Genomic DNA, 25,894 nt, shown 5'->3' on the forward strand with positions numbered 1-25,894 from the left:
GCAATTTCAGGAAAAGGGTGCAAGCGGTTCTCGCCCGGCAAAAAATGTCAGGGCCGCGGACTGTGCCTGTGCGAATGATGTTTGGCCGGGGACCAGACGAAATAGAGCGATCCCAGTTTCAGCACAGGCACCCTGCGATCCCGCTCGCGATCACGCAGTTCGCGGTAGGTCTTCACCTTCAGTGTGCCCCCCGGCAATCTGATTCGCAAAGCCATGATGCATAGAGCTTACGTGCTTTCTCCAGACGATGGAAGATTCATTTCAAGTTCCTCATCAGTATTCGAGCTCTTGGATGGTCGATCAGGAATTGTACTGGGCCACCAGATGACGAAATATTTGCCAAACTGCCAGACCGGGACTTCGCCCTTGTGCTCCCGCCGCCGCAACTCATGACGTTGCTTGACCTTCAACACACCGCCCGGAAGCCTGATCTTGATCGTCATCGTCCCTCAATACTGATGGCGAACTTCCTGGGTGCCGCGCCCAAAATATCTGTCCGGCCAAGTTAGAAAAATTGCTCACTCTCGGATCGGATCGTTGCAATCCGATTTCGCTGAGTCAATGGAGCCGAGGGCGAACTCCTGTGGCTATCGGCGCCGTGCAGATAAGGCTTGAGAGCGGGCTCAACCTCTGCGCCGCAAGATCCAGTTCAAACAGATCACGGCCACGAGGCCACATGCGATGCCGGCGCAATCGGCAAACCAGTCGAACACATCCAGATCGCGCCGTATCAGCGCCGTGCCCTGCAGGACCTCGATCGCCGCTCCAATCATGGCCAGGAAGACGATTAGTCTTGCTTTTCGATCGGGCCAGCCGAGCCCTCCAAGGAAAGTCATGACGGCAAAGGCGCTGGCGTGGTTCAGCTTGTCGGAACGGAAACCGATATCGATCCCGTACTCTTCGAGTCGGGGTATAGGCAGCAGTGCAAGGGCAAGAACAGCGGCAAGCGTGGCGAAAAAGGCGATCCGTTCGACGGCTGGATAAAATCTCATTCTGTTCCAATCTTTGCCTGGCCGCCGGGAAAGTCGAATCCGGCTCGGTATTGGCAGTTCAGGCTGAAACTCGGATCGACGGCGTTGTTCTTCTAAAGCCGCAATTTTTGCTTGAGCTTTTTCAGCCAGGTCTGTTCCGCCTCATCCTGATTTTGATGCGCCGGGACGTAGCGCGGCCGTATCTTTTTTCCTTTGATGTAAAATGGCTTTTCGACTTCTCCAACCAGATTGACGAAAAGCCGGGATTTGTTGGTGGGTTGGCGGACTGTGACGCCGTGGACCGATTCAATCGAATTGATGAACAATACAAGAATGTTCTTGTCGTATTGAACTGTTTCGACGCATTCCAAATGGGTGTCGTCGACATAGGCATCATTGAAGAGTGTCGCTTTGGCTTTCAGTGTGGCGTATTTGGACTGGAAACGACTAATTGTCAGGTCCCCGCCAACGGCATCATAATCTTCCGGCCTCATATAAAACAGGCCAGAAAATAGCTTGTCGCCATTGTCGATGTGGCTTGTCCGCACCGATCCGGCATTGGTCACCGGCGTGTTCCCGCTGAGCATCGCATCCATCAGTATGTCGCGCGTTGCATAGGTGTCACTAAACCTGATGCCCGCTTTCATATTCTTGAGGCGTTCATAATTGGGGTAATAATCAGGGTAAAGCTTGCGAATATCTTCGTAGAACAGGTCGGCGACCTCGCCGAAAAATGCTTGCGATACATGGTAGGCGATAAAATCGCGCCATATTTGCGGCACGGCTTCGTTCGACCGAACGCGGTGGGCCTCATAATCCCACCTGGTGTTGTTGCGGCGTGTATCGATTTCGAGCGTTTCCGGAGCGGGAAACGTGCCGGCCAATTCCTGGTAGAGATCGAGGGGAAGGGCGTCACGCAGGATGACGTGTGGAAACGGCTCCGATCGAACGTCGGCCTTGGTGGCTCGTTGAAGGACCGAAAGCGGCTTTGACATCGATGGTGTCCCAGATCGAGTTTGTCCGAATTTGGACAGCGAGGATCGTGTTCAAGCTGTTCGGGTTACCGCCTTTCAACGGATCCCTTTCTGCGTCTCGTTCAAAGATTGGAGCGTTGAAAAGGGCTCCGCATGGGCTTTTACCATTTCGCTCATTAGAATATCCGCGCCAGTCATGAGGGGGACCAGGGATTCCGCAAATGTGTATGTTTTGATGCCGTAAAGCCACTTCAGGTAAAGAAGGGCAGCTGACGTGCCGGAGACGCAGCCAACGATGTTCATCCGGGATACGACAAGCTCTATCGGATATATGTGTGGCAGGTTAGCTTCCATGATCCTGGTGTTGGCGTCGGCCGTCACATTGCCAACTGTATCCAGCAATTCGGGGAAGAAGGGCTTGCTTATTCTGGGATGTTCCTTCCAGACGACGTCGTATCCCCTCTCGACGATCTGCTCCGCAATTCGTCTATAGATCGCCGCCTCTTGCGCGTACGACATTATGCGGTTTCGCGACAATGCCTGGCCGAGCAGCAGGATCCGTGGGTTGGCTGACGCACGGCAATGTTCATCGCCGCCGGAAAGCGCATCCCTGCAGGCTTCATCTATTACGTCGCGCATCAGCGAAGCGCCGACCTGAAATCTTGGTACGTTCTCCAGTGCATCGTGAATGGGGATTTCGTGAAGCAAAGAATAAAACTTCGTCACCCGTCTCAGATGGTGTCTTTCTATCCTGTCGGCCGCTTTCCTCAATCGGAACGCCGGTGAAATTGTAGAGAGTCCTGCAATCAAGACCGCGGTGATGCGTCGTCGAAACCTTGTGCCCGGCGGCCGTGACATGGTTGCCATCTCGAATGGAAGGTATGACGTCAAGCCATCCTCATACAAAACGATCTTGGCTTCAGGGTATGAATCCAGCAGTATTTTTTCCGACGGCCGGTTAACGAAGCAGGCCCAGATTTCAGCTACGGAACTCGCGTCGAGACCAATTGTGTCTCGGATCAGACGATGGATCCGGAAAATTTGCAGTTGCCCATATTTACGCTCGGACGTCAGAAGGTCGTACGCCCATATGATCCGTCTCCAGGTCCATACTTTAGACGCAAGTTCAGCAAGACCGGTCTTGAAATGCTCGGAAACGCCGGCCGTTTCATAAAGCAGGAGATAGTCCTCATGCTCCTGATCCGCCGGGGAGCTTCCATCCATTGTTGATTGGCGAAGTGAGGCAACCAGGCTGAGCAATTGCCAGCTGCCAAAGACGCAGCATATTCGAGCTGGCAATTTAAGATCTCCAGATCGGATGGAAATAACGCTGCATGTTCCGCGATCTCAACCGCAAAATTGCTTCATATCCGACAGGCCGTGTGGCTCGGGGCGTCCCACCCGCTTCGTAATACTGCCTATCGCGTCGGTAGGAAATATCTTTCAGACGGCGGGTCTAACGTCCAAGACAGGCTGGAGTTCCGCACAATAGGCAGGCGAATTCACTTCAACTGAGCGGCAGAGACCTGTCGAGATCCGGCAATAGCACCCGGTGCGGCAGACCGCTCATGCGGTCGTCTTGCTGCTTCGGGTCCCTCTCGGCACCAAGAGCACGAATTCTCCCGGTTTTCGGGAAGGTCGTTGCCCGGGAAAGCGGGTTTCGCTTCCCCCAGTCAAAAGTAAGCTCCAGCCATGAACCGGAGCTAGATGATGACAGAGGCAGAAACCAGAATGTTTCACACGCTTGATGTGCCAGCCGGTCCGGTGCGGCGGCCTGCAATCCCGGCCGACCTGACAAGGCAGGGCATGTGTGGGCGCATCTGCGCATCATGCCCGATACAAAGCCCGCACTGCTCCTCGAACGCCCTTGAGGCCGACGCTTCGGCGCAACGTCCCCGGTGAGCAGGCTAGAGCAATTCTAGGAAAAGTGTGAAGCGGTTTTCCGGCCAAAATTGCCTCAAAACAAGAGTTAGAGCAGCTCGCCGTTTCCGTGAAACGGTGAACTGCTCTAAGGGCGGCGCCAGAAAATGCGCCGCCCTGTCGGAGGGGTCGTCCGCGATCAGGCGGCGAGCCAGGCCCGTGTGAAATCCTGCTCATAGGCCTGGTGCATCTGGTAGCCCATCAAGGAAGGTTTCATATGGCAGAACAGCTTTCGCCAGTAAGGCTGAACGATGATGCCGGAATCCTGCAGCATGACCTGGAGTTCCTTCATTACCACACGGCGCTGCTCCGGATCGGCGATGGAATTGGCCTTGTGGACCTTGGCATCGAAGTCTGGATCGGCGAACCCCGTCTCGTTCCATGCCGAACCGGTCTGATAGGCAAGCGCATAGGTCTGGATGCCGAGCGGTCGGGCGTTCCAATTGGTCGTCGCGAAGGGATACTTCGTCCAGTCGTTCCAGAACGCCGATTCCGGGATGACGGTGCGTTTCACCTTGAAGCCGGCGTCGCGCATCTGCTGGGCGACGGCATCGGAGCTTTCCTTGCGGTAGTCGGCTTCGACCGAGATCAGATCGAACTCGAAATCGAGCTGGCCGGCTTCCTCGAGCAATGCCCTGGCCCGGGCCGGATCACGTTTGATCGGCGGCAGGTCGGCGTGTTCGGGATGCATCGGTCCGACATGATCGTTCTGCGCGACGATGCCCATGCCGTCGGCGCCCAGTTGCAGCACCGCTTCGTTATCGACCGCAAGCTGTATGGCGTTGCGCACGCGCTTGTCGTCATAGGGTTTGGCGTTGACGTTGCAGCGCGAGACCAGGGTGGCGGCAGTGACGATCTCGCTTTTCTTCAGGCCCAGCCTGTCGAGCATGGCGACGTCATAGGACTGCGTCTGTCCGTTCAGGTCAATCTCACCGGATTCGAAGGCGGAGACGGTGGCGGCCGAGTCGGTGCCGTAGTCGGTCCAGTCGATGCCGTCGAGGAACACCTCGCCGCCCCACCACGACCCGTCCGGCCGCTTGCGCACCGAGGCAGCAACGCCGACATCGAGTTTTTTAAGCTCGAATGGACCCGTGGAAACGGGGTTGGCCGACAGTGGCGCTGCCTTCGGATTGAACGTGCGGTGGACGATCAATGCCGGGTAGTCGGTCATCGCAGGAATGATGGTGATGTCGGGCTGCGACAGTTTCAGGACCACGGTGTGGTCGTCGCGAACTTCGATGGCACCAGTGCGCGCCGCCTTGGTGTCGGGATCGATCAGGGCGGTCATGCGCCCCGCCATCGAGTTGCCGGCGGCATCCTTCTCACACCAGCGCGTGATGTTGAAGGCGACATCCGTGGCGGTGAAATCGTCGCCGTTCGACCACTTCACCCCTGGGCGCACCTTGAGCACATATTCCGTGGCGTCCGCATTGATCTCCCAGCTCTGCAGCAGCACCGGCTCGAAGGTGAAATCCGGCTTCCAGCGCACCAGCGGTTCGAGAAACTGCATGGCGATGTTGCCCATCTGCGAAACCTTGAACTTGCGCGGGTCTTCCAGCTCCATCACCTGCATGGCAACACGCAGCACGCCGCCCTTTCTGGGTTGGGCGGCTTCCTCGGCCCGCGCCGGGACCGGTTGACCGATGAGCCCATAGGCAATCGCCGTGCTGGCGCCGAAGGCGCTGGCCAACGCCAGGAACTCGCGGCGGCCAAGCGCGCCGCTCTTCGCGCCTTTCGCAAATGTGCCGATCGCCGGATGAAGAGGTCTGGATGTCATATCGGTTCTCCCATTGTTGATTTTACGCCCAAATTCGGTGGAATGCCCTTGCCGCGTCGTTGCTGGGCGCTGTTTTCTACAAGACCCAGCCGATGGCGGCGGGGCCGCGACGGCGAGGGGAAGGCAAGATGAATCTTCTGACGGCGATGCGGGTGTTCGATCGGGTCTGCCTGCTGGGCAGCCTGTCGGCGGCGGCGCGCGATCTCAACATGTCGACGACGGCCGTCAGCCGCACCATCAAGGAACTGGAAGACGACCTCGGCGTCCGGCTCATCAATCGCACCACAAGGCGCCTCAGCCTCACAGAGGCGGGCCGCGACTATGCTCCGCGTGCCCGCATCCTGCTCGACGACATTTCCGAACTGCAGGATTCGACGCGCGGCCTGCACAAGGAGACGCGCGGCCTGATCCGGGTTTCCTGCTCCAATGTTCTGGGCCACACGCGCATAACCAAGCTGGTGCCGAAATTCCTCGAAGAGAACCCGCTCACCACGATCGAGTTCGACCTCACCGCGCGTTATGTCGTCGGCATTGTCGAGGAAGGTTACGATGTCGCCATCCGCTTCGGCGGTCAGGCCGATTCCGCCTTGATTGCCCGCCGGCTTGGGGAAGTTCGCAACTATGTCTGCGCCACGCCCGATTATTGGGACACAAACGGCCGCCCGGTCCACCCGGATGAGCTGGCAAGCCATTCCTGCGTGCTGAGCAATTTCGCCAAGCGGCTTGGCACATGGCCTTTCATCGGACCAGACGGCCCTTTCGATGCGGCTGTCGGCGGGCGCATCTCGACCAACAGCGTCGAGGCCGCCTACCAGATGACCACCGCCGGTTTCGGCATCGGCAATCTGCCCAGCCTGCTGGTCGATGCTGCGATCAGCGACGGCCGGCTGGAAGTGCAGCTGGATGAGTTTCGCCCCGGCTCCAGCCCGATCTACGCACTCTATCCGCACCGCACCTATATTGCGGCCAAGGTGCGCGCGTTCGTCGATTTCCTGATCCGCGAACTGTCGGCCGACTTCACCGCCTGAAATGCTGCCCGATTGCCGGCCAACGCCGTCAGGGGCCTGGCGCGAACGCCAGGCCCCTGCTGCCCCCGTCGCCCGACGCGGCAGCGTCATTTCCACCAGGCGGTGGTGTCGTACATCGGTCCCGGCTCCTCGAAGAGCTTTTCGTATTTGCACAATGCCGGCGTCTTGCCGAGCGGTACCGAAACACCGTCCCTGAACGCCCATTCGCCACGTTGCGTCGTATCCGCCCGCACATAGCTGGACAGTGCAAAGGCGCGGTCGTGCTGTGACCTATTGGGCGAGGAGCCGTGCACGGTGAGCAGCCCCCATAAAGCAAGGTCGCCCGGCTCCAGCACCAGCGGAACGATGGTCGCCGGGTCGATGCCGACCTTGCGCAACTCTTCTTCGGCGGTCAGACCCTTCATCAGCTCGCCGGTTCCCTCGTCCGACAGGCCGAGATAGCCGAGCTTGTGGCTGCCGGGCACGACCTGAAGGCAGCCATTGTCCAGCGTCGCCCGATCGACCGCGAGGCCTGTTGTCACGGTGGCGTCGGCGACATTGTCGAAGGCGGCCTGGTTACGGAAGCGCAGATCCTGGTGGAAGCGATAACCCGTGACATTGGCGCCGGGCGGCTTCCAGTGCAGCTGTTGGGCGATCTGTTTTATGTCGCGGCCGATCAGACCCTCGAGCAGCTTCAGATAGTCGGGATTGCGGCGGAATTGCTCGAAATAGGAATTGATCCAGGAAAACCAGTAAGCCTGCAGCACATAGCGTTGGCCAAAGTCCGATTCAGGCAGGATCTGGAAATTCAGGTTGCCGTGCCGGAAAGTGGCGTGATGCTTGAGGCCTTCGGCATAGACCGCATCGGTTTCCTTCTTCAGCCGGATCATCTCGTCGCCGTCGACGAATTGTCGAACGACCGCATATCCTTCCTCGCGGTACTGCTCCACCGCTTCGCGTGCCTGCCTGTCCGTCAGCATATCCGTGACAACCCCCGTCTGTGATCTGTGTCGATCGTAACAAACGGGTTGCCGGCGATAAGCCGTGGATTTTGGCATCGACTTTCCCGATTATCGGGAAATTGAGCGGGGCCTCAAAGGTGCATTGGCCGCAACCGGCTGATCAGATACGTGCTGCGCCGGCAGGCCCTAAAAATAGGTTCGCGGCGCGACAAGGTTCTTCTGCTGGCGAACATAAAAACAATAGAAGCCGAACGCCGCGGCAAACCACATGAAGGCCTCACCCATGGCCAGCCGGTTGTTGGAATTGGTAAGGATGCTGAGGGCGAAGAAAACCAGTGTGGAGATGTAGCAGGACCATGCGGCCGGAGCGACAAGCTTGGCTCGCATGGCCAGCAGAACCTGCCTGGCCGACCAGGTGTAGAGAAAGGCAAAGAACGCCAGTCCGACCAGACCATAGCGCACGGCAATTTCCAGATAACCATTGTGGAAGACGTTTAAGATCATGGGATGATAGGTTCTGTTCTCCCACTCGGTCAGCCAGCTGGAACTGGCTCCGAAGATCGGGTGGCGTTTCCAGATATCGATCGCATCCGCCCACAGCATCAGCCTTTCCTTGGCTGCAAGCGGAACCGCATCGCTCGCGATGGCGCGGTCGAATGCGGGAAGGACGCCATGCCTGAACACATCCGGAACCAGGGTTTTGACGAAGGTCATGGTGTCGCCGGCGGTGGACGAGAAGATGTTGTGTGTTGCGACAATGCCGGCCGCCACGATCGCCAGCACGCCACCCGAAACCAACAGTTCGCGGCGATGGCCTCTCGCCAGGGTCATGACCGTCAACAGGAGCAGCGCAAGCGCAAGCGCAAGCCACACGCCCTTTGACCGCATCTCGATGATATTGACGACGGCAAGCAGCAGGACGGCTGTCGACAGCGCCCAATAAAGGTTCTTGGTTGCTTTCCCGAGGTCCGTTCTCTGGGCCGTGTAAGCCATGAATTGCAGCGTGCAGAGGAAGATGAAACCGGCCGCCACCGACGCGTGGATGGGATTGTTGAAAAGCCACGGGGCCGGTTGGATATCCTGAAACATGTTCGAACAGGCGGTGTCCGCCGCCAGGAAGACAAGACTGAGGATCATGAACCAGAGGACCAGCCGTGCGGGCTGCCTGACAAACAGCAGAAAGGCGAATCCGGTCGTCGCATAGAACAGCGGAAACATGTAAATGCCTTCGGCGCCACCCAACTGGTGGGTGCCGAAATAGACGATCGCCAGTCGGATGAAGACATAGAGCGACCAGCCCAGACACAGGAAGCCGACCCAACCGATCAGTGGTTTGCTGTAGGTCCACAAATCCACCCTGAACCAGCGGATGACCGCGACCAGGGCCAGCGCCAGGCCCGCATAGCGGTAGGTGTCTGCCTCGCGCCACACCGCGGAAACCATGGCGAGAATGGCGAGTGCCGCAAGCAACAGAAGCAAGGTGTGGCGCGGCGCGTTGTCCTTGGCATAGTCCAGGGTATCTCGCGGCAAAGGGGGCCGCAGCAGGACGTGATGCAGGCGGCGCAGCTCGTCACCGGCCCGCAACACCCCGGCACGTAGCCGGCTCGGCCCGCCCAACCTTGCGGATTTGTAGCTTCCCGAGGGACCGGCTATGCCGGAGATCTCGCTGCTGGCGGCGAAGCCAAGCACGTTTTGGCGGGCGGAATAGACCTTCAGGCCGGTATCCCAAAAGCGTTCGAGCGCGACGTCCCATGGCATTTTCATGACGGCGAGCGCCGACAACAGACCCTGCGCGCCCTCCCGCGTCACCAGATAGGCGGCGGCCGAGCCTTGCGGGCCATGCAGCGCACGACCGATCTCGTCGCCTTCCGCCGTCTCGACGGCGCGCATGAAGAAGCTGATGCGATGGTTGATCAGTTTGATGACGTCGAAATCCGGCACCGCCGCGATGATGGCCTCGATGCGCCGCATGGTGTTTTCGCTGAAGAGGACGTCGTCCTCGACGATCAGGCCATGGGCGCTGCCACCGGCCACGAACGTTTCCAGCGCCTGGATATGGCTGCGGTAACAGGCATATTCGCCGGAAAGGATGTCGCGCCCGCTCAGCTTGCGTGCGGCTGGCAGATCGATCTCCGTCCAGGCCTCTTTGGCAAGCGCACGGCCGTCGACGGCGGCAATGCGCTGCAAGGTCAGGCCTGCCGCTTCGGCGCTGGCGAGCAATTCGCTCCAGCGCTGGGTCTCGCGATCGAGGTTGATGGCGAAGATAGGAAGGTTCATTGAAGTTCCATGTTGAGCCGCCACCCACCCGGTCGACCTATGTATGGAAAGAGGGAGATGTTCAAGGCGACACTGTTCAGATCAAGCAAGTGGTGACTTGAATTCGCCGCGACGGCGCAGGCCGCCGATCAGGTCAGCTAGAGCGCATCGGCTAATCCTCGATCCTCTGTGGGTGGGGCGGATGGTGGCGGACCAAGGGCGTCTACGCCGGCGACTCGTACGTGCCGGGGCTGTTGGGCGTTGCGCGCCACTCGGGCTGACGTTCGGCGCTCGCCTCGGCGAGCGCGCGCCGGACACCTTTGACGTTATAGTCCTTGAGATAACCGGGTGAGCCCGGCTGCTGACGCCATGACTCCGCGATAGTGCCCGCGTCCACGGCGTCGAAGCCGATCCCGTCGATCAGCGCCATCGCCTTGGCCTTGGTCCTGGCATCATCGCCCGCCACCGCCAGAGCGATACGGTCCGCGGAACCCGCCGACTTGGCGCCCGGTTGAAGATGGGTCGCTTCTATAGTGTTGAAGGCTTTGATCACCGGACGCCCAAGGTGCTGCTCGACCCATTCGCTTTCGGTGCTCCCGTCCTCAATTCCGTCCAGATGACCATCGCGCTGTTGTGGGTAGTAGTTGGTCGTGTCGATTACGGCGACGTCGGCGGACGTGGCCGCGAACAGTTCGCGGGGCAGACTAGGGATTTTGTTTGTAGGAACGGCGACGACCACGACCTCCTGGCCGCGGACAGCATCTTCCATCGTAGCCGCCCGCGCGCCGGTTTCCGCCGACAGGTCCGCCAAAGACTCTGGTCCGCGCGAATTGGCGATCGTGACCTCGTGCCCTCCGGCCCGGAAGAGACGGGTGAGTGCGCTGCCGATATTGCCAGCGCCAACAATGCCGATTTTCATGTTTGTGCCTTTCGAAGATGTGGGGGGTGAGAATGCTGACAAGCTGTATGGACCCTTGCATTCTATCGATAAATGGCGTCATGAAACCGGCTCTCCCAACCAGGAGTGTGGAATGGATCGTCTCGCCAGCATGGCCGCATTCGTGAAGGCGGCAGAAAGCGGCTCCTTTGCAACGGCGGCATCGGCGCTCGGCATCTCACCGCAAATGGTAGCCAAGCACGTCACCTATCTGGAGGCCCGCTTGGGGGCACGCCTGCTCAATCGCACAACCCGAAAGCAAAGTCTGACGGTGATCGGCAAGTCCTACTACGATCGGTGCAAAGTGGCGCTGGCCGAGGTCGACTGGGCGGATGCAATTGCTGATGAGGCCAGGGGCAAACCGCGAGGGCTGTTGCGCGTCAACGCGCCGGTTTCATTCGGAGCTCACTGCGTGACACCTGTGGTCGCACGATATTTGAGCAGCCATCCCAGTGTCGATGTCGACCTGGTTCTCAACGACCGCTTTGTCGACCTTATCGACGACGGGTTTGAGGCGGTGTTCCGGATCGGTCCTCTCGGAGAATCTAACCTCGGAGCGATCGAGCTCGCACCCTTTCAGACTATCGCCTGCGGGTCGCCTGCATACCTAAAAGAGCGAGGGATGCCATCGACTGTATCGGATTTGGCCAATCATGAATGCCTGCTCTTCGGCAACTGGCCCGAACCAACGTTCAGCGACTGGCTCTTTGTACGGGACGGTCTCACCTCAAAGGCCCTGGTCCATGGCCGTCTCAAGGTCAACAGTCCCGCTTCGTTGCTGGAGGCGGCGCTCGCAGGTTTCGGCTTGGCGCTCATCGGGGAAGAGTCGGTGCGCACGCACCTCGCGACCGGGCGGCTCGTCCGAGTATTGCCGAACTATGAAACGCCTCCGCGTCCAATTCATCTGCTGTTCCACCCTGATCGGCGACAAACGCCGAAGCTGAAGAGCTTCATCGAGATGGTGGTGGAACAGCTGGGATGTGGCGAGGCAGCTGGCCACTGACAACCTGTTGAGGCTCCGCAGCTAGGGCGCGGGTTTTACTAGTCTAGTGACTTTCACCAACTGATCAGGGGCGATTTGCGCAGCCACGTATCCGCGGTGAGTTGCTGAACGACGAAATCCGCGACATCGGCTCGGGCGATCGTCCCGCCATGTACACCTGAAAGGTCGGTCAACGCCTTGATGCGACCGCGCGCCGGCTTGTCGTTGAGGACCATTGGTCGAACGATGGTCCAGTCGAGCGTGCTGCCCCGAATGGCATCTTCCTGGCGATCCTTGTCTTCGTAGACCTTCCGCAGCATCAGGGGCAGGAGCAGCCGGTCGAAGAAGAAGCCGCCATGGCCGCGACTGTCACCGGCGCCCAGGCCAGTGATGCTCACCAGACGACGGATGTTTTGCCGCTCCATGACGCCGACCAGCGCGCGCGTCGCCGTCGAAAGCATCGTCACCTCACGGAATGGGCTCATGGCGGTGCCCAATGAACTGACAACGGCATCGCAGCCTGCGATGGCACGGGCCAGTGCGGCCGGATCGCGGGCGTCGCCTTCGACGAGCTCGGCGCCGGTGAGGTTCTCGGCCTTTGCCTTGGAGCGAACGAGGGCTACGACGTCGTGTCCTTCGGCGAGAGCCTTGCCAACAATCAGCCGGCCGGTTGCGCCTGTGGCGCCTAATACCAGAATTTTCATGTCAAACCTCCGAAGGCGTGCTGATGGACGGGGAAAAATCGATGAGACGCCGGCGGAGGAAGTCGCTGATGGCGTTCACGGACTGCTCGGCCGCGAGGAACTGGCCGAGGGAGGATTGGAACACGTGCGGCATGCCCTCCCAGACCGACAATGTGATCTCCACGCCGGCCGCCCGCGCCCGGTCGGCATAGCGGATGGAATCGGCGAGCAGCAATTCGTCGTCGCCGACATCGATGCGGATCGGCGGCACGCCGCCTAGCTGCGCATAGAGCGGCGACGCCTTAGGGTTCGTGGTATCCTGGCCCTGAAGATACATTTCCGCAAAGGCCTGGAGCACGCCGCGCGTGAAGATCGGATCCGCCGCTGCCCTCGTCTCGAAGCTGTCGCCGGTGAGCGCCAGGTCGGTCCAGGGCGACATCGCCGCGGCCCCGACCGGTTGCATCATGCCATTCGCCTTGTCGGCAGCTAGGATCGACAGCAGTGCCAACGTCAAGCCGCCACCGGCAGAGTCGCCTACAACCGCAATCCGTTCGGCACCCTCCGCAACGAGACCACGATAGGCAGCGACCGCATCGTCGACCGCTGCCGGGAACGGATGCTCGGGGGCGAGCCGGTAGTCCGGGACGAAGGTATCGGCGCCAACGCGTGCGGCGATCTGGCCCGCGAAGTTGGTGAGCGCCTGGGCTGAGCCGAGCACATAGCCACCACCATGAATATAGAGCACGCGTGCGCCCGGCCGCGGGTGCGGCAGTCGCAGCCAGAAGCCCGCAATGCCTCCGACCGTCGCAGGCTCAACCCGCACATTCGCAGCGGCGGGTGTAGCGGCAAACATGGCGTCGAACATCGGGCGCGCGTCAGGGCCCATCGGCTCGCCCTTGTGGGCCGAAGCGGCCTGTCGCATCGCGGCCATGGCCGGAGCGTCTTCAGGCAAGAGGGGTTGGATCGTCGTCATCGTCTTGTCTCCTTGGTTGTGGGGGTAGGGATGTAGGCTCAGTTCTTCGCCCACTGCGTCGCGGCATCCTTGGCAAAAGCGGAATAGGAGCGCGGGGCGTGACCGAGCAGCTTGGTCAGATGGGCAATGTCGTTGGTGGTCGCCACTGCGCCATCGCTCTGATACCGACCGAACATCAGGCGCAGATCGAGCGCGTGCCAGACGGGCAGCATGGTCTTCGTGCGCTGCTCCATAACGACAAGATCATCACCGCCGTACCGGATCGCGCGGCCGAGGGCTTCGCTCCAGATGGTGGCGATACCTTCGCCAGTCAGGCTGTCCGGACCGACCAACGCGTAGGTCTCGCGACCGAGCGGCGTCGCAGCCTGCTCACGGCGAACCAGCTCGATCGCGGCGGCCTCGCCGATGTCTCTGACATCAACCATCGAGATACCCTTCGCGCCGATCGGCGCGCCATAGACGCCGGCCTTCAAAAGCACGTCTTTCTGACGAAGATCGTTCTGGATGAAGTAGGCGGGCCGCAGGATCGTCGCGGGCAAGTCGAGCGCCTCGATCATCCGCTCGACCGTGTACTTGCCCGCGAAATGCGGAACGTCGGCATAGGGCTCGCCGCCGAACACCGAGAGATAGACGATGCCCTTGACGCCGGCCTCGCGAGCCACCGTCAGCGCAAGCATGGCCTGGGTCAATTCGTCCGCGACATTCGGGGCGAGCAGGAACAATGTGCTGACGCCTTCCAGCGCGGATCGTAGCGAATCCGGGTCGGCGAGATCACCGCGGACCGCCTTTACACCTGATGGCAGTTGCGCGGCCTCAGGGGAACGAGTCAAGGCGCGGACCTCCACGTTGCGCCCCTGCAGGTGGGCCAGGACTTGGGATCCGATCGTCCCGGTGCTGCCGGTTACCAAAATAGCCATTGTGAAAACTCCTTATGATGTTTGTGCGTGTCGAGAGAAAGATACGCGTTCCAATCATGAGCGGGAGATGCCATGTTAGAAACAACCTGTCTCGATATTGGAACACCCATCCTATGGATCTCGAAGCTCTCTCGGACTTCAACCTCGTTGTCACCCATGGCGGTTTCGGCCGAGCTGGTCGCCTCTCCGGGCGATCCAAGGCGACGTTGTCGCGCCATGTGAGCGAACTCGAACACAGCCTTGGCGTGAGGCTGATCGAGCGTGGATCCCAAAGTTTGCGACTGACAGACGAAGGTCGCGCGCTTCACGAGCGCACCGACGGACTGCTGTCGGAAATCGCCGAAGCCGGGGAGGCGATCGTCTTGGGTGCGTCCACCCCGAGAGGCAGGCTGCGGGTGAGCGCTCCCGTGGTTTTCGCGCATGTGGTGCTTCCCAGGATCTGCACCCGGTTCGCTCTCGCCTACCCGGAGGTCAAGCTTGAGATTGTTGCCGAGGATCGCAAGGTCGATCCGGTCGAGGATGGCTACGACCTTGTTATCCGGATCGATCCTTCACCAGATGAACGGCTCATCGGTCGCCGTTTTCTCAATGACGAGCGCCTGATCGTTGCCTCACCGGACATGCCGCGCCCTCAGCCGGCGCCTGGCGGTGGACCGAGCGCCGTAAAGGCGGTCTTGCTGAGCGCAACTCCGCTAAATGTTGTTTGGCGCATGAAATCCGATTTTGAGGACGAAGTCCTTTTCAAGCCCGATCCGATCCTGCGCTTCTCTTCCCTGCTGATGGTGCGCGATGCCGTTCTCGCAGGTGCGGGTGCGGCGTTGCTTCCGAAGCTTCTCGTCGCAGGCGATATCGAGGCGGGCCGACTGGTTTGCTGGGGAACTGATGCCGGTCCGTCTGTCGAAATCTGGGCGCTCCAAAGTTCGCGGCGTCTTGTCGGTGCGAAGGTGCGCGCTTTCCTGGATGTGATGGAAAGGGCCTTTCCTGCCAAAGTTTTCGATCCTGCGTCCTGAACAAGAACCTGTGCTGCCGCCCATCAGCGTTGGAGAAAGAGGTGGCACCGGACATACAGTCGCACCGTTGGTGCGTCAGCGGCGTAGCGACCTTTGGCTCTGGTCTTGCTCACACGGCTTTATTCCCCGCACGGGCGCGTTATTTTTTGTTAACTAATTACCCTAGTGCTGTCGAACTGCGCATGGGATCGCGGCGAGGTTCGCGCCAACTTCAGGCAACTTTTGACCTACTTGCAGAATCAGCGGCTGCAGCGGCGTCGAGCTACGCCATCAAGGGGAAGTTATCCACAGGGCATCCAGTTTGGCTGGGGCGCCAGGATTCGAACCTGGGAATGTCGGTACCAAAAACCGATGCCTTACCACTTGGCGACGCCCCAATTGCCGTCAGAGTCGCTTGTGCGGCGCGTTATTAGCAGAGCAGCCAAAAAGCACAATGCCCCATGAATGGTGGTGAGAACGCCTGTTTGGGCAGCAAAAGCAACGCCGCCAGACGGCACGAGCTGGCTATTCGGACCACACCGCCATCTCGTTGCCGGCCGGATCGGCAAAGTGGAAACGGCGGCCGCCAGGGAACGCGAAGATCGGTTTGACGACCGTGCCGCCGGCGTTTTCGACAGCCTCGAGGGTCGCCTCCAGATCCCTGCTGTAGAGCACCGGCAGCGGCTTTGATGGCGCTTCGGCGGCGTCGGCCTGAAAACCCCCGTCCAGGCCTTCGGCAAAGGCCGAATAGGTCGGCCCATAGTCAGTGAACGACCAGGCAAAGGCGGAACTGTAGAAGGCCTTCAGCCGGTCCAGCGTCCCGCCCGTCGCCGGCATTTCCAGATAGTCGAGTTTTCCGGACAGTTTCATAGCCACCTCTTTGTTCACTGTATGTTCTACTCCAGAATCCCCGGCATAGCAAGTCTTTTTGCCGCATCCTGAGGCACGGCTTTGCTTAATCGATTGTAGTGGCCGGACGGCTTTGCCGACGCCTTGCCTTTCGCACTGCAGCATCATATCGCTCCAAGGACGGACCGGCGGAACTTTCCGTTTCGCCAATCTTTCCAATCTCCTGCAACCGGAGAGCGATGCATGACCAAATGGGTTTTCACCTTTGGCGATGGTGCGGCGGAGGGCCGTGCCAGCGACAAGAATCTCCTGGGCGGCAAAGGCGCCAACTTGGCCGAGATGTGCAGCCTGGGGCTGCCGGTGCCGCCGGGCTTCACCATCACCACGGAGGTCTGCAACGCCTACTACGCCAACGGCCGTATTTATCCGGCCGGGTTGGAAGCCGATGTCGCGGTCGCGCTCGATCACATCGGCCGGCTGACCGGTCGTCGGTTCGGCGACCCGTCGAAACTGCTGCTGGTGTCGGTGCGTTCCGGCGCTCGCGCCTCGATGCCCGGCATGATGGACACCGTCCTCAATCTCGGCCTGAACGACGAGACGGTCGAGGCGCTGGCCGCCGATTCCGGCGATGCGCGCTTTGCCTATGACAGCTACCGCCGCTTCATCCAGATGTATTCCGATGTCGTCATGGGTCTCGACCACGAAGTGTTCGAGGAAATCCTGGAGGACCAGAAGGGCGGGCTCGGGCACGAACTCGACACCGAACTGACGGCGCTCGAATGGCAGGGCGTCATCGCGCTCTACAAGGCCAAAGTCGAGGAAGAGCTTGGCAGGCCGTTTCCGCAGGATCCGCATGAGCAGCTCTGGGGCGCGATATCAGCCGTGTTCTCGAGCTGGATGAACAACCGCGCCATCACCTATCGCCGCCTGCACGATATTCCCGAAAGCTGGGGCACGGCGGTCAACGTCCAGGCCATGGTGTTCGGCAATATGGGCGAAACCTCGGCCACCGGCGTTGCCTTCACGCGCAACCCGTCGACCGGCGAAAAGATGCTCTATGGCGAGTTCCTGGTGAACGCGCAGGGCGAGGACGTCGTTGCCGGCATCCGCACGCCGCAGAACATCACCGAAGCGGCGCGTATCGCAGCAGGCTCGGACAAGCCGTCGCTGCAGAAGCTGATGCCTGACGCGTTCCAGTCCTTCGTCACCATCTCCGATAGTCTGGAGAAGCACTACCGCGACATGCAGGATCTCGAATTCACCATCGAGCGCGGCAAATTGTGGATGCTGCAGACCCGCTCCGGCAAGCGCACCGCAAAGGCGGCGCTGAAAATTGCCGTCGAGATGGCGCGCGACAGGCTGATCACGAAAGAGGAAGCCGTTGCCCGTATCGACCCGGCCTCGCTCGACCAGTTGCTGCATCCCACCATCGACCCCAAGGCCGCGCGCGACGTCATCGGCATCGGACTGCCGGCCTCGCCCGGTGCCGCTACCGGCGAGATCGTCTTTTCCTCAGCTGACGCCGAGGACTTGAAGACACAAGGGCGCAAGGCGATCCTGGTGCGCATCGAAACCAGTCCCGAAGACATCCACGGCATGCATGCGGCGGAAGGCATCCTGACCACGCGCGGCGGCATGACCAGCCACGCCGCGGTGGTGGCGCGCGGCATGGGCAAGCCTTGCGTCTCGGGTGCCGGCTCGCTGCGCGTCGACTACAGGGCCGGCACGCTGCTCTCGATGGGGCAGACCTTCCGCAAAGGCGACATCATCACCATCGATGGCGGCAACGGCCAGGTGCTGAAGGGCGCGGTTGCCATGCTGCAGCCTGAACTGTCAGGCGATTTTGCCGCCATCATGGAATGGGCGGACGCGGTGCGGCGCATGAAGGTGCGCACCAATGCCGAAACACCGCTCGATGCGCGCATGGCGCGCTCCTTCGGCGCCGAAGGCATCGGGCTTTGCCGCACGGAGCACATGTTCTTCGACGGCGACCGCATCGTCGCCATGCGCGAGATGATCCTGGCCGACACCGAAAAGGACCGGCGCGCCGCACTCGCCAAGCTTCTGCCCATGCAGCGCTCGGATTTCCTCGAACTGTTCGAGATCATGGCCGGCCTGCCGGTGACGATCCGATTGCTCGATCCGCCGCTGCACGAATTCCTGCCCAAGACCGAGGCTGAAATCGCCGAGGTCGCCGCCGCCATGAACGTGTCGCCCGACAAGCTCAGGCAGCGCACCGAGGCGCTGCACGAGTTCAACCCGATGCTCGGCCATCGTGGCTGCCGCCTGGCCGTCTCCTACCCCGAGATCGCCGAGATGCAGGCACGGGCCATTTTCGAGGCGGCCGTGGAGGCCGGCAGGAAGGCCGGCGCCCTGGTGGTCCCCGAGATCATGGTGCCGCTCGTCGGCCTGGTGAAGGAGCTCGATTACGTCAAGGCGCGCATCGATACGGTTGCCAAGAGCGTCATGGAGGAAACCGGCGTCAAGATCGACTATCTCACTGGCACGATGATCGAGCTTCCCCGCGCCGCCATCCGCGCGCATGTCATTGCAGAATCAGCCGAATTCTTCTCCTTCGGCACCAACGACCTGACTCAGACGACCTTCGGCATTTCGCGCGACGATGCGGCCTCGTTCCTGGAAACCTACCGCCAGAAGGGCATTATCGATCAGGACCCGTTCGTCTCGCTCGACATCGAGGGCGTCGGCGAACTGGTGCGCATGGCCGCGCAAAAGGGCAAGGCGACGCGGCCCGACATCAAGCTCGGCATCTGCGGCGAACATGGCGGCGATCCGGCCTCGATCCGCTTTTGCGAAGAGGTCGGCCTCGACTACGTGTCCTGTTCGCCCTATCGCGTGCCGATCGCCAGGCTGGCGGCAGCGCAGGCAGCGGTGCTGGTTGCGAAGGCAGGCCGAGGATAGGATCCATCCAGCTTACCGTTTTGTAAGACAATTCACGCGAACGTGCTGGCGGCGTCGCGTAATCTCGACATTGTTCCTGCCCAATTTGCGGCCATCCGCAAATTGCTCCCGGAAACAGATGCTGCAGATTTCTCCCGCGCCGCTCCGCTCGATCCTGGTCATTCAAACCAAGTTCATAGGAGATCTCGTCCTCGCCTCGGCGCTCGCCAAGAACCTGCGGCTCGAATTCCCCGGCGCCAGCATCGTCTTTCTGTGCGAGGCCCGCTTCGAGAGCTTCGTGATCGCCCATGGTATCGCTTCCGAGGTGGTCGCATTCAGGCGCGACCGCATGCGCGGCACCCCCTTGGAGCGAGGGAAGGAGCTCTATGCCATGGTGCGGGCGTTGCGCCGCTTCCGCTTCGACCTGACCATCGACCTGACCGATTCGAAGACGTCGCGCATCCTCACCGGGCTCGTCCACGCAAAGACCCGTGTCGGATACAATCCTTCCGAAAGACCCTTGCGTATGCTGGAGCGGCAGCCCGCCAACGTCCTTGCCAAGCCCTACGGCTTTGATGGCCAGCATTTCCTGTACCGCTACCTCTCGCCGCTCGAAGCGCTCGGCATTGAACTTCGCACGGTGATTCCGAACCTTCAGCCGCTGCCATTGGAGACGGCGAAAGCATTGGCGCTGCTGGATAAGCACCATCTGCGGCCAAATGCCTTCATCGCCGTGCATGCGGGTGCAAGCTTCGAGGGGCGACGTTGGCAGCCGGAGCGGTTTGCAGCAGCGATCGTCGAGATTGCCGGCGAGACCGGCCTGGACGTCGTGCTGGTGGGCGGCCCGGACGAGCGCGAGATCGCCGAACGCATCGTCGCCAGGACCGCGCCGCCGGTCGTCAATCTCGTCGGTGACCTGTCGCTTGGAAGCCTGCTGGCGGTGCTGAAACAGGCCCGGCTGTTTCTCGGCAATGAGAGCGGCCCGATGCACATGGCGGCAGCCACTGGGACCCCGGTTGTCGGGCTGTTCGGTCTGACGGAGCCGTCGCGCTGGGGTCCCGTCGGCGTGCCCAGCATCTCGCTCCAGCCGCCGATGCCTTGCGCCTGCATGGCCGAGGACCTTTGCCGCGCGCCGGATCCCAGCAAGGCATGCTGCGTCTGGGGCCTGGAAGTCAAGCCTGTGGTCGACGCGGTGCGCGAGGTTCTTTCGCGCACCGAAATGCAGCTGGAACGCGTCATCTGAGATCATGGGTCGCATGCACGACTCTCGACGCGGTAGAAGACACGTTCGCCGCAGGAACGGTCACATTGTCGCGTGGAGCGCTTTTCTGCTATGCATCATCCTGATTTCCGCCTTCATGCGGGTCTTTGGGATGTCTGCTTGAAATGACGGGTCAGGAAATCGGTTTGATGCGCCTGCTGCAAAAAAATCTCTGGATGATCGCCATGTCGTTGGCGATGGCATCCGCCGGCCATGCCGCGCCGCTCGTCGAGCCGACGCTGCACATCAGGCCGCAGGCGAGCGGCGCCGGCCGTGTGGCACTCACGCTCGATGCCTGCGGCGGACAGACCGACAGCCGGATCCTTTCGGCGCTGGTGGACAACAAGATCCCGGCCACCATTTTCGTGACCGGCATCTGGCTGAAGCGGAACGCCGCCGCCGTCGAGATCATGCGGGCGCATCCCGATCTGTTCGAACTGGAAAATCACGGCGGTCACCACATCCCGGCGGTCGACACGCCGCGGAAAATCTACGGCATCCGCAGCGCCGGCAGCCCGGATGCGGTGCTGGCCGAGGTCGAATCGGGGGCCGCCGCTCTTGCCGGGACCGGCGAGCCGGCGCCGAAATGGTTTCGTGGCGCAACCGCCGAATACAGCCCGTCGGCAATCGCCATGATCCGCAAGCTTGGCTTCAAGGTCGCGGGATTCTCGATAAACGGCGACGGCGGCTCCTTGCTCGGCGCCAAGGAAACCGCGCGGCGCATCGCGGCGGCCAAGGACGGCGACGTCATTATCTCGCATATCAACCAGCCGACCCATGCGGCCGGCGAAGGCGTGGTGCAGGGGCTGCTGGCGCTCAAGGCCAAGGGCTTGACCTTTGTGCGGCTCGACGATGCCGAGGGCATCGGCAATAACGGCACCACGGAGTGAGTGGCCAGCCGAGCGTATCCCGCTTCGGCGTTGGCTCAGTCCGGTTTGGCTTCGATCGTGACCTTGCTGGCGTAGAATGCGCCGTGGTTGCCGATTTCAGCCATCTCGTCGAAAGGCCGTTCATAGGCCCACATGGCGTTCTGGCCGGTCTCGCCGGCAGGCAGCACGCTCCAATAGCTTGCATCGCCCTTGTAGGGGCAATGGGTCGAGTGGTCGGTGCGGCCAAGCTTGCCGAAATCGATGTCGGCGAACGGAATGTAGAAGGCCGCCGGATAGGGAGCTTCGGTCAGCACCTTGGCCTTCGCTGTTGAAGCGATGACCACGTCTCCGGCGCGCACGGTAACGGTGCCGGCATAGGGCTCGATGGTGATGATTTTGTCCGGGTTGCGTTGGAAACCGGGTGCGGGGTTGGCGATCTGATCCATGCGGCGGCTCTCCTTGCGTCGACTTTGAGATGTGTCGCGCAAACGCATTGTTCAAGGCCTGCCGTCGCCATGCAACACGCAAACACCTGCCCAGGCCGGCACTGCCGGATCGCGCCTCCGAATATCCTCGATACTTGTCGTCAGCTGTCAGGCAGCGGCCTTGAACACGTCCATGAGACCGGCATAGGCGGCAGCAATACCGGCGACCGGGTTGCTGCTTCTCGATACGGTCTCGACCTTCAGGGAACCACCGCCGGTCGGCAAGGTGAGCAGCAGGAACTGGCGGTTTCCGCCATCGCCGACTGACGCGGCTGCGACGTGCTGGTCCTCGCCCTGGTTCTGGACGCACATCTTGAACAGCAACGTGCCGCCGACCGCTTCCAACGCGCCGCCGACAACTTCAACAAATTCATCTTCGGAAACAGTCTTTGTGTCCGGCACCAGATCGGCCAGACTTTCGGCAAGCGTACTCTCGAGAGCCTTGTCGTCGAGCTGCGCGTCCATGCGAACCTCTTTCAGTCGCCAATCGCACCCCTTTGCCCGTTAACGAAGCTTAACGCCGACGATGGCCGGATTGTGGCGGTTGTTCCCAATGCAGTGCTCGGCCGTATTGGCGGCTGGACAATCCGTCGGTTCGCTCCACAATGGGACAAAAAGCACAACGCAAAAGCGTGAGGGAGGACCGAATGCTGGGACTGATGCAGGAATGGCCGCTGCTTTGCCATAAGCTCATCGACAATGCCGAGCGGCAGCATGGCATGCGCGAGATCGTGTCACGCTCGATCGAAGGGCCGATCGTGCGCACCACCTACGCCGACATCCATCGTCGCGCTCTGAAGGTCGCCCAGCGGCTGGAACGCGACGGCTATGGGTTGGGCGACCGCATCGCGACGCTGGCCTGGAACACCGCCCGCCACATCGAGGCCTGGTACGGCATCATGGGCATCGGCGCCATCTACCACACGCTCAATCCGCGGCTGTTTCCCGAGCAGATCGTCTGGATCATGAACCATGCCGAGGACAAGGCAGTCTTCGTCGACCTAACTTTCGTGCCGCTGCTCGAGAAGATCGCCGGCGCCGTCAAGTCGCTGAAACAGGTGATCGTGCTGACCGACAAGGCACACATGCCGCAGACGACGTTGCCCAATGTGGTCGCCTATGAAGAGTGGCTTGAGGAGGCGGATGGCGACTTCGCCTGGAAGACCTTCGACGAAAGCACCGCCGCAGGCATGTGTTACACCTCCGGGACCACGGGCGATCCCAAGGGCGTCGTCTACAGCCACCGTTCGAACGTGCTGCACGCCATGATCGCCGCCATGCCCGACGCCATGGGGTTGTCGTCGCGCGACACGATCCTGCCTGTCGTGCCGATGTTTCACGCCAATGCCTGGGGCCTTGGCCAGAGCGGGCCGATGATCGGCGCCAAGCTGGTCATGCCCGGTTGCAAGATGGACGGCGCCTCGATCTATGAACTGCTCGACACCGAGAAGGTGACCTTCAGTGCGGCCGTGCCGACCGTCTGGATGATGCTGCTGCAGCACCTGGAGGAGACCGGCAAGAAGCTTCCCTATCTCAATAAGGTCGTCATCGGCGGCTCGTCCTGCCCGCGCGCGATCATGACGAAGTTTCAGCAGAACTACGATGTCCAGGTCATCCATGCCTGGGGCATGACCGAAATGTCGCCGCTCGGCACGCTGTGCACCCTGAAGCCGGACTATGCTGGTCTTGAGGGCGAAGCCCGGCTCGATGTCCAGCAGAAACAGGGCTATCCGCCGTTCGGGGTCGAAATGAAGGTGACCGACGACAACAACAATGCGCAACCCTGGGACGGCAAGACATTTGGCCGCCTGAAAGTGCGTGGGCCGGCCGTTGCCCGTGCCTATTATGGCGGCGCCGGCGTGGAGCAGTTCGACGGGGATGGCTGGTTCGATACCGGCGACGTCGCCCACATCGACGCGGGCGGCTATATGCAGATCACCGATCGCGCCAAGGACGTCATCAAGTCCGGCGGCGAATGGATTTCGACCATCGACCTCGAGAACCTGGCTGTCGGCCATCCCGATGTCGCCGAGGCGGCAGCCATCGGCGTCCACCATTCGAAATGGGGCGAACGGCCGCTGCTGGTCGTCGTCCGCAAACCGGGCAAGGAACCGAGCAAGGCTGATATTCTCGACTTCATGGACGGCAAGGTGGCCAAATGGTGGATGCCGGACGATGTCGCCTTCGTCGGTGAAATTCCGCACACCGCCACCGGCAAGATCCAGAAGATCACCTTGCGCCAGCAGTTCAAGGATTATCGCCTGCCGACGGATTGACGCGATGTCGCATGTTTCGGCTTCATGGCATCGCAAAAAGGTTCTAAGTCTCCGTTCGGGTTGGGGTGGTACGGCAATCGATGGCAAGTATTCCTGAACGGCAAACGTCGAGGGCGGCCGGATGGTCGCGGCGCACGGCCGCTTTTTCGTTGGTCCTGCTGCTGACGGTCTTTGTCGGCCATCGCTTCGATCTCGTCGAAACACCTGTCTTTCTGTGGGTGCTCGGCATTGTCGCGCTGCTGGCGGCGATGGCGCTGTTGTTTGCCGGATTTGCCTTTTCGCGGCTCTGGAATTTCGGCGACCGCGGCGGTCGCGACCTGACGGTCGGCGCGCTGCTGGCGCTGCTGGTGCTCGCACCCTACGGCGTCGCCGCCTACTGGGCGACGATCTATCCGCCGCTCAGGGATATCTCGACAGATTTCGACGAACCGCCGGCGCTGGACGTGAGCGACCGCACGAAGGATATGAACGTGCTTGCGCCGTCGACGCCTGGGGAACAGCGGCTGCAGACCGATAGCTATCCGCTGGTCAGCGCACGCAGCTACGACCTGCCGTTCGAGACTGTCGTCAATGCCGTCGAAACTGTACTCGATCGGCGCGACTGGGATCTATCGGAACCTTATCCTGATCTCGCCGGGCAAAGCGAGGTGACCATCACCGCCGTCGCCAAGGGCTTCGTGATCGGCCTTCCCGCCGATGTGGCGATCCGCGTGACGGACGATGGCGATACGGTCATCGTCGACATGCGGTCGGCGTCCCGCTACGGTCGCTACGACCTTGGCGACAATGCCGCGCGTATTGTCGATTTCCTTGCCGAGCTCGACCAGGAAGTCGCCGGTCAGGTTGGCGCCGCGCCGGCCGAGTGAGGCACGGGCACTTGGCAGTGGGCTGCGTTGCCTATCCGGCCGGCGTGAAAATGCCGTCGATGGCCGGTGCGGCATCGGTCACAACCAGACCGCGCGCCGTCAGATCCTCGAGATGGGCAAGCACCGACAATCCGGCGGCGCCATGCAGCCGCGGATCGGTATCCCTGTAGATCGCCTTGACCATGTCCACGATCGTCCGGTCGCCGGCCCGGACCCGCTCCAGGATGGCGCGCTCGCGCATCTTGCGGTGCGTCTTCAGCCCGCGCATGAAAGCACGCGGTGCGGTCACCGGCCCGCCATGTCCGGGCAGCAGCAAGCGGTCCTCGCGTTCGATCAGCCGGTCCAGCGAGGCCATGTAATCGGCCATCGCTCCATCCGGCGGGGCGACGATGGAGGTTGCCCAGGCCATGACATGATCGGCCGAAAACAGGATGCCGGTTCCTTCCAGCGCGAATGCCGCATGATTGGCGGTGTGGCCCGGGGTCAGAACCGTCCTGATCGACCAGCCGTCGCCATCGACCGCCTCGCCGTCGGAAAGGGCGATGTCGGGAACGAAAGCCATGTCTGCATTGGCGTCGAGCGCATTGGTCTCGCCGATATGCAGGGCTCTTGCCGGCCGGTGCGGCCCCTCGGCCAGCACGATGGCGCCGGTGCGCTCTTTCAGCCGGGCCGCCAGCGGGGAGTGGTCGCGATGCGTATGGCTGACGAAGATATGGCTGACTGGCCGGCCTGCGATCACTTCGAGCAGGGTCCGCTGATGCGCCTCGTCATGCGGCCCCGGATCGATCACCGCCAGCGTATCGCGGCCAATTATGTAGCTGTTGGTGCCGTGAAAGGTGAAAGGGCTTGGATTGCGGGCCGTGATGCGCTGGACATCGGGCGCGACGCTCACCCCCTGGCCATAGAGGGGGTCGAAGCCGGTATCGAACTTCAGTGCCATGCATCGGTGCCTTGTTTGGGGAAACGGCAAAACCGATTGCCGCATAACACGCAAGCCAATATAGGAGGATGTGAGGCCGCGAACATCTGGTAGCGGCAA

The 25,894-nt window shown here is 61.3% G+C and carries 23 protein-coding genes and 1 tRNA gene; 8 read left to right on the forward strand and 16 right to left on the reverse strand.

Translation table 11 applies throughout. The features are described from left to right. Window positions 1-227: 227 nt before the first annotated feature. The 5 genes from A4R29_RS32905 to A4R29_RS08275 form a co-directional block, all read right to left on the reverse strand. Window positions 228-443, reverse strand: a complete 216-nt coding sequence (locus A4R29_RS32905) for a hypothetical protein (RefSeq protein ID WP_082827353.1) — start codon at window positions 441-443, stop codon at window positions 228-230. Between the two features lie 180 nt (window positions 444-623). Continuing rightward, window positions 624-992, reverse strand: coding sequence for a VanZ family protein (locus A4R29_RS08260; protein WP_063171670.1), 369 nt, complete (start codon window positions 990-992; stop codon window positions 624-626). A 92-nt stretch (window positions 993-1,084) separates the two neighbouring features. Continuing rightward, a complete protein-coding gene (locus A4R29_RS08265; protein ID WP_063171671.1) occupies window positions 1,085-1,966 on the reverse strand; it encodes a hypothetical protein in 882 nt (293 codons plus the stop codon). A 75-nt stretch (window positions 1,967-2,041) separates the two neighbouring features. Continuing rightward, window positions 2,042-3,244: an alpha-2,8-polysialyltransferase family protein gene (locus A4R29_RS08270; RefSeq protein WP_244506925.1), complete on the reverse strand. Its 1,203-nt coding sequence runs from the start codon at window positions 3,242-3,244 to the stop codon at window positions 2,042-2,044. 760 nt (window positions 3,245-4,004) lie between these two features. Beyond that, complete coding sequence (locus A4R29_RS08275) at window positions 4,005-5,642, reverse strand: ABC transporter substrate-binding protein (protein ID WP_063171673.1); 1,638 nt, start codon at window positions 5,640-5,642, stop codon at window positions 4,005-4,007. 128 nt (window positions 5,643-5,770) lie between these two features. Between A4R29_RS08275 and A4R29_RS08280 the strand changes: the two genes are divergently transcribed. After that, window positions 5,771-6,670 (forward strand): LysR family transcriptional regulator, encoded by a 900-nt coding sequence (locus A4R29_RS08280; protein ID WP_013532748.1) that lies wholly within the window; start codon window positions 5,771-5,773, stop codon window positions 6,668-6,670. Between the two features lie 86 nt (window positions 6,671-6,756). Here A4R29_RS08280 and A4R29_RS08285 read toward each other — a convergent pair whose 3' ends face one another. The 3 genes from A4R29_RS08285 to A4R29_RS08295 form a co-directional block, all read right to left on the reverse strand. Beyond that, entirely contained in the window at window positions 6,757-7,629 is an 873-nt protein-coding gene (locus A4R29_RS08285) for a phytanoyl-CoA dioxygenase family protein (RefSeq protein WP_024503632.1), read from the reverse strand. Window positions 7,630-7,797: 168 nt separating this feature from the next. Continuing rightward, window positions 7,798-9,888 carry an O-antigen ligase family protein gene (locus tag A4R29_RS08290; RefSeq protein WP_063171674.1) on the reverse strand — a complete coding sequence of 697 codons (2,091 nt, stop codon included), beginning with the start codon at window positions 9,886-9,888 and terminating at the stop codon, window positions 7,798-7,800. Between the two features lie 202 nt (window positions 9,889-10,090). Continuing rightward, on the reverse strand, window positions 10,091-10,786 hold the full coding sequence (locus tag A4R29_RS08295) for an NADPH-dependent F420 reductase (RefSeq protein WP_063171675.1): 696 nt from the start codon (window positions 10,784-10,786) through the stop codon (window positions 10,091-10,093). A gap of 112 nt (window positions 10,787-10,898) precedes the next feature. Here A4R29_RS08295 and A4R29_RS08300 point away from each other — a divergent pair, with 112 nt between their 5' ends. Further along, window positions 10,899-11,807 (forward strand): LysR family transcriptional regulator, encoded by a 909-nt coding sequence (locus A4R29_RS08300; protein WP_063173623.1) that lies wholly within the window; start codon window positions 10,899-10,901, stop codon window positions 11,805-11,807. 53 nt (window positions 11,808-11,860) lie between these two features. On the opposite strand, the gene A4R29_RS08305 is transcribed toward A4R29_RS08300, so the two are convergent. From A4R29_RS08305 to A4R29_RS08315, 3 genes are read right to left on the reverse strand one after another with little or no spacing between them, the layout of a single operon-like run. Beyond that, window positions 11,861-12,490, reverse strand: coding sequence for an SDR family oxidoreductase (locus A4R29_RS08305; RefSeq protein ID WP_063171676.1), 630 nt, complete (start codon window positions 12,488-12,490; stop codon window positions 11,861-11,863). A 1-nt stretch (window position 12,491) separates the two neighbouring features. Further along, window positions 12,492-13,496 carry an alpha/beta hydrolase gene (locus A4R29_RS08310; protein WP_244506926.1) on the reverse strand — a complete coding sequence of 335 codons (1,005 nt, stop codon included), beginning with the start codon at window positions 13,494-13,496 and terminating at the stop codon, window positions 12,492-12,494. After that, window positions 13,481-14,359: an NmrA/HSCARG family protein gene (locus tag A4R29_RS08315; protein ID WP_063171678.1), complete on the reverse strand. Its 879-nt coding sequence runs from the start codon at window positions 14,357-14,359 to the stop codon at window positions 13,481-13,483. The genes A4R29_RS08310 and A4R29_RS08315 overlap by 16 nt, the downstream gene beginning before the upstream one ends. 113 nt (window positions 14,360-14,472) lie before the next feature. Between A4R29_RS08315 and A4R29_RS08320 the strand changes: the two genes are divergently transcribed. Continuing rightward, window positions 14,473-15,369: a LysR family transcriptional regulator gene (locus tag A4R29_RS08320; RefSeq protein ID WP_063171679.1), complete on the forward strand. Its 897-nt coding sequence runs from the start codon at window positions 14,473-14,475 to the stop codon at window positions 15,367-15,369. Window positions 15,370-15,671: 302 nt separating this feature from the next. Here the strand turns inward: A4R29_RS08320 and A4R29_RS08325 are convergent. Together A4R29_RS08325 and A4R29_RS08330 are read right to left on the reverse strand one after the other, a co-directional pair. Then, window positions 15,672-15,746, reverse strand: a tRNA-Gln gene (locus A4R29_RS08325). A gap of 127 nt (window positions 15,747-15,873) precedes the next feature. Continuing rightward, window positions 15,874-16,218 carry a VOC family protein gene (locus A4R29_RS08330; RefSeq protein WP_013532745.1) on the reverse strand — a complete coding sequence of 115 codons (345 nt, stop codon included), beginning with the start codon at window positions 16,216-16,218 and terminating at the stop codon, window positions 15,874-15,876. 222 nt (window positions 16,219-16,440) lie between these two features. Here A4R29_RS08330 and ppdK point away from each other — a divergent pair, with 222 nt between their 5' ends. From ppdK to A4R29_RS08345, 3 genes are all read left to right on the forward strand, one after another. Next, window positions 16,441-19,119 (forward strand): pyruvate, phosphate dikinase, encoded by a 2,679-nt coding sequence (gene ppdK, locus A4R29_RS08335; RefSeq protein ID WP_063171680.1) that lies wholly within the window; start codon window positions 16,441-16,443, stop codon window positions 19,117-19,119. 118 nt (window positions 19,120-19,237) lie between these two features. Further along, a complete protein-coding gene (locus tag A4R29_RS08340; RefSeq protein ID WP_063171681.1) occupies window positions 19,238-20,341 on the forward strand; it encodes a glycosyltransferase family 9 protein in 1,104 nt (367 codons plus the stop codon). A gap of 167 nt (window positions 20,342-20,508) precedes the next feature. After that, complete coding sequence (locus tag A4R29_RS08345; RefSeq protein WP_013532742.1) at window positions 20,509-21,249, forward strand: polysaccharide deacetylase family protein; 741 nt, start codon at window positions 20,509-20,511, stop codon at window positions 21,247-21,249. Between the two features lie 35 nt (window positions 21,250-21,284). Here A4R29_RS08345 and A4R29_RS08350 read toward each other — a convergent pair whose 3' ends face one another. Then, window positions 21,285-21,674 carry a DUF427 domain-containing protein gene (locus tag A4R29_RS08350; protein ID WP_013532741.1) on the reverse strand — a complete coding sequence of 130 codons (390 nt, stop codon included), beginning with the start codon at window positions 21,672-21,674 and terminating at the stop codon, window positions 21,285-21,287. A gap of 147 nt (window positions 21,675-21,821) precedes the next feature. Next, window positions 21,822-22,178, reverse strand: coding sequence for a hypothetical protein (locus A4R29_RS08355; RefSeq protein ID WP_013532740.1), 357 nt, complete (start codon window positions 22,176-22,178; stop codon window positions 21,822-21,824). A 182-nt stretch (window positions 22,179-22,360) separates the two neighbouring features. Here A4R29_RS08355 and A4R29_RS08360 point away from each other — a divergent pair, with 182 nt between their 5' ends. Both A4R29_RS08360 and A4R29_RS08365 read left to right on the forward strand, forming a co-directional pair. Then, a complete protein-coding gene (locus tag A4R29_RS08360) occupies window positions 22,361-23,989 on the forward strand; it encodes a fatty-acid--CoA ligase (protein WP_063171682.1) in 1,629 nt (542 codons plus the stop codon). Window positions 23,990-24,069: 80 nt separating this feature from the next. After that, window positions 24,070-24,855, forward strand: coding sequence for a DUF1499 domain-containing protein (locus A4R29_RS08365; RefSeq protein WP_024503644.1), 786 nt, complete (start codon window positions 24,070-24,072; stop codon window positions 24,853-24,855). A gap of 31 nt (window positions 24,856-24,886) precedes the next feature. Here the strand turns inward: A4R29_RS08365 and A4R29_RS08370 are convergent, their stop codons facing one another. Beyond that, complete coding sequence (locus A4R29_RS08370) at window positions 24,887-25,795, reverse strand: MBL fold metallo-hydrolase (RefSeq protein ID WP_063171683.1); 909 nt, start codon at window positions 25,793-25,795, stop codon at window positions 24,887-24,889. Window positions 25,796-25,894: the final 99 nt, after the last annotated feature.

The sequence above is a fragment of the Mesorhizobium ciceri biovar biserrulae genome, from assembly GCF_001618845.1.
Classification (GTDB): Bacteria; Pseudomonadota; Alphaproteobacteria; order Rhizobiales; family Rhizobiaceae; genus Mesorhizobium; species Mesorhizobium ciceri.

Excerpts from the sequence above, each read along its gene's own strand:
- A4R29_RS32905 (WP_082827353.1), bottom strand. The coding sequence starts at position 443 with ATGACGATCAAGATCAGGCTTCCGGGCGGTGTGTTGAAGGTCAAGCAA.
- A4R29_RS08260 (WP_063171670.1), bottom strand. The coding sequence starts at position 992 with ATGAGATTTTATCCAGCCGTCGAACGGATCGCCTTTTTCGCCACGCTT.
- A4R29_RS08265 (WP_063171671.1), bottom strand. The coding sequence starts at position 1,966 with ATGTCAAAGCCGCTTTCGGTCCTTCAACGAGCCACCAAGGCCGACGTT.
- A4R29_RS08275 (WP_063171673.1), bottom strand. The coding sequence starts at position 5,642 with ATGACATCCAGACCTCTTCATCCGGCGATCGGCACATTTGCGAAAGGC.
- A4R29_RS08280 (WP_013532748.1), top strand. The coding sequence starts at position 5,771 with ATGAATCTTCTGACGGCGATGCGGGTGTTCGATCGGGTCTGCCTGCTG.
- A4R29_RS08285 (WP_024503632.1), bottom strand. The coding sequence starts at position 7,629 with ATGCTGACGGACAGGCAGGCACGCGAAGCGGTGGAGCAGTACCGCGAG.
- A4R29_RS08290 (WP_063171674.1), bottom strand. The coding sequence starts at position 9,888 with ATGAACCTTCCTATCTTCGCCATCAACCTCGATCGCGAGACCCAGCGC.
- A4R29_RS08295 (WP_063171675.1), bottom strand. The coding sequence starts at position 10,786 with ATGAAAATCGGCATTGTTGGCGCTGGCAATATCGGCAGCGCACTCACC.
- A4R29_RS08300 (WP_063173623.1), top strand. The coding sequence starts at position 10,899 with ATGGATCGTCTCGCCAGCATGGCCGCATTCGTGAAGGCGGCAGAAAGC.
- A4R29_RS08305 (WP_063171676.1), bottom strand. The coding sequence starts at position 12,490 with ATGAAAATTCTGGTATTAGGCGCCACAGGCGCAACCGGCCGGCTGATT.
- A4R29_RS08315 (WP_063171678.1), bottom strand. The coding sequence starts at position 14,359 with ATGGCTATTTTGGTAACCGGCAGCACCGGGACGATCGGATCCCAAGTC.
- A4R29_RS08320 (WP_063171679.1), top strand. The coding sequence starts at position 14,473 with ATGGATCTCGAAGCTCTCTCGGACTTCAACCTCGTTGTCACCCATGGC.
- A4R29_RS08330 (WP_013532745.1), bottom strand. The coding sequence starts at position 16,218 with ATGAAACTGTCCGGAAAACTCGACTATCTGGAAATGCCGGCGACGGGC.
- ppdK (WP_063171680.1), top strand. The coding sequence starts at position 16,441 with ATGACCAAATGGGTTTTCACCTTTGGCGATGGTGCGGCGGAGGGCCGT.
- A4R29_RS08340 (WP_063171681.1), top strand. The coding sequence starts at position 19,238 with ATGCTGCAGATTTCTCCCGCGCCGCTCCGCTCGATCCTGGTCATTCAA.
- A4R29_RS08345 (WP_013532742.1), top strand. The coding sequence starts at position 20,509 with ATGCGCCTGCTGCAAAAAAATCTCTGGATGATCGCCATGTCGTTGGCG.
- A4R29_RS08350 (WP_013532741.1), bottom strand. The coding sequence starts at position 21,674 with ATGGATCAGATCGCCAACCCCGCACCCGGTTTCCAACGCAACCCGGAC.
- A4R29_RS08355 (WP_013532740.1), bottom strand. The coding sequence starts at position 22,178 with ATGGACGCGCAGCTCGACGACAAGGCTCTCGAGAGTACGCTTGCCGAA.
- A4R29_RS08360 (WP_063171682.1), top strand. The coding sequence starts at position 22,361 with ATGCTGGGACTGATGCAGGAATGGCCGCTGCTTTGCCATAAGCTCATC.
- A4R29_RS08365 (WP_024503644.1), top strand. The coding sequence starts at position 24,070 with ATGGCAAGTATTCCTGAACGGCAAACGTCGAGGGCGGCCGGATGGTCG.
- A4R29_RS08370 (WP_063171683.1), bottom strand. The coding sequence starts at position 25,795 with ATGGCACTGAAGTTCGATACCGGCTTCGACCCCCTCTATGGCCAGGGG.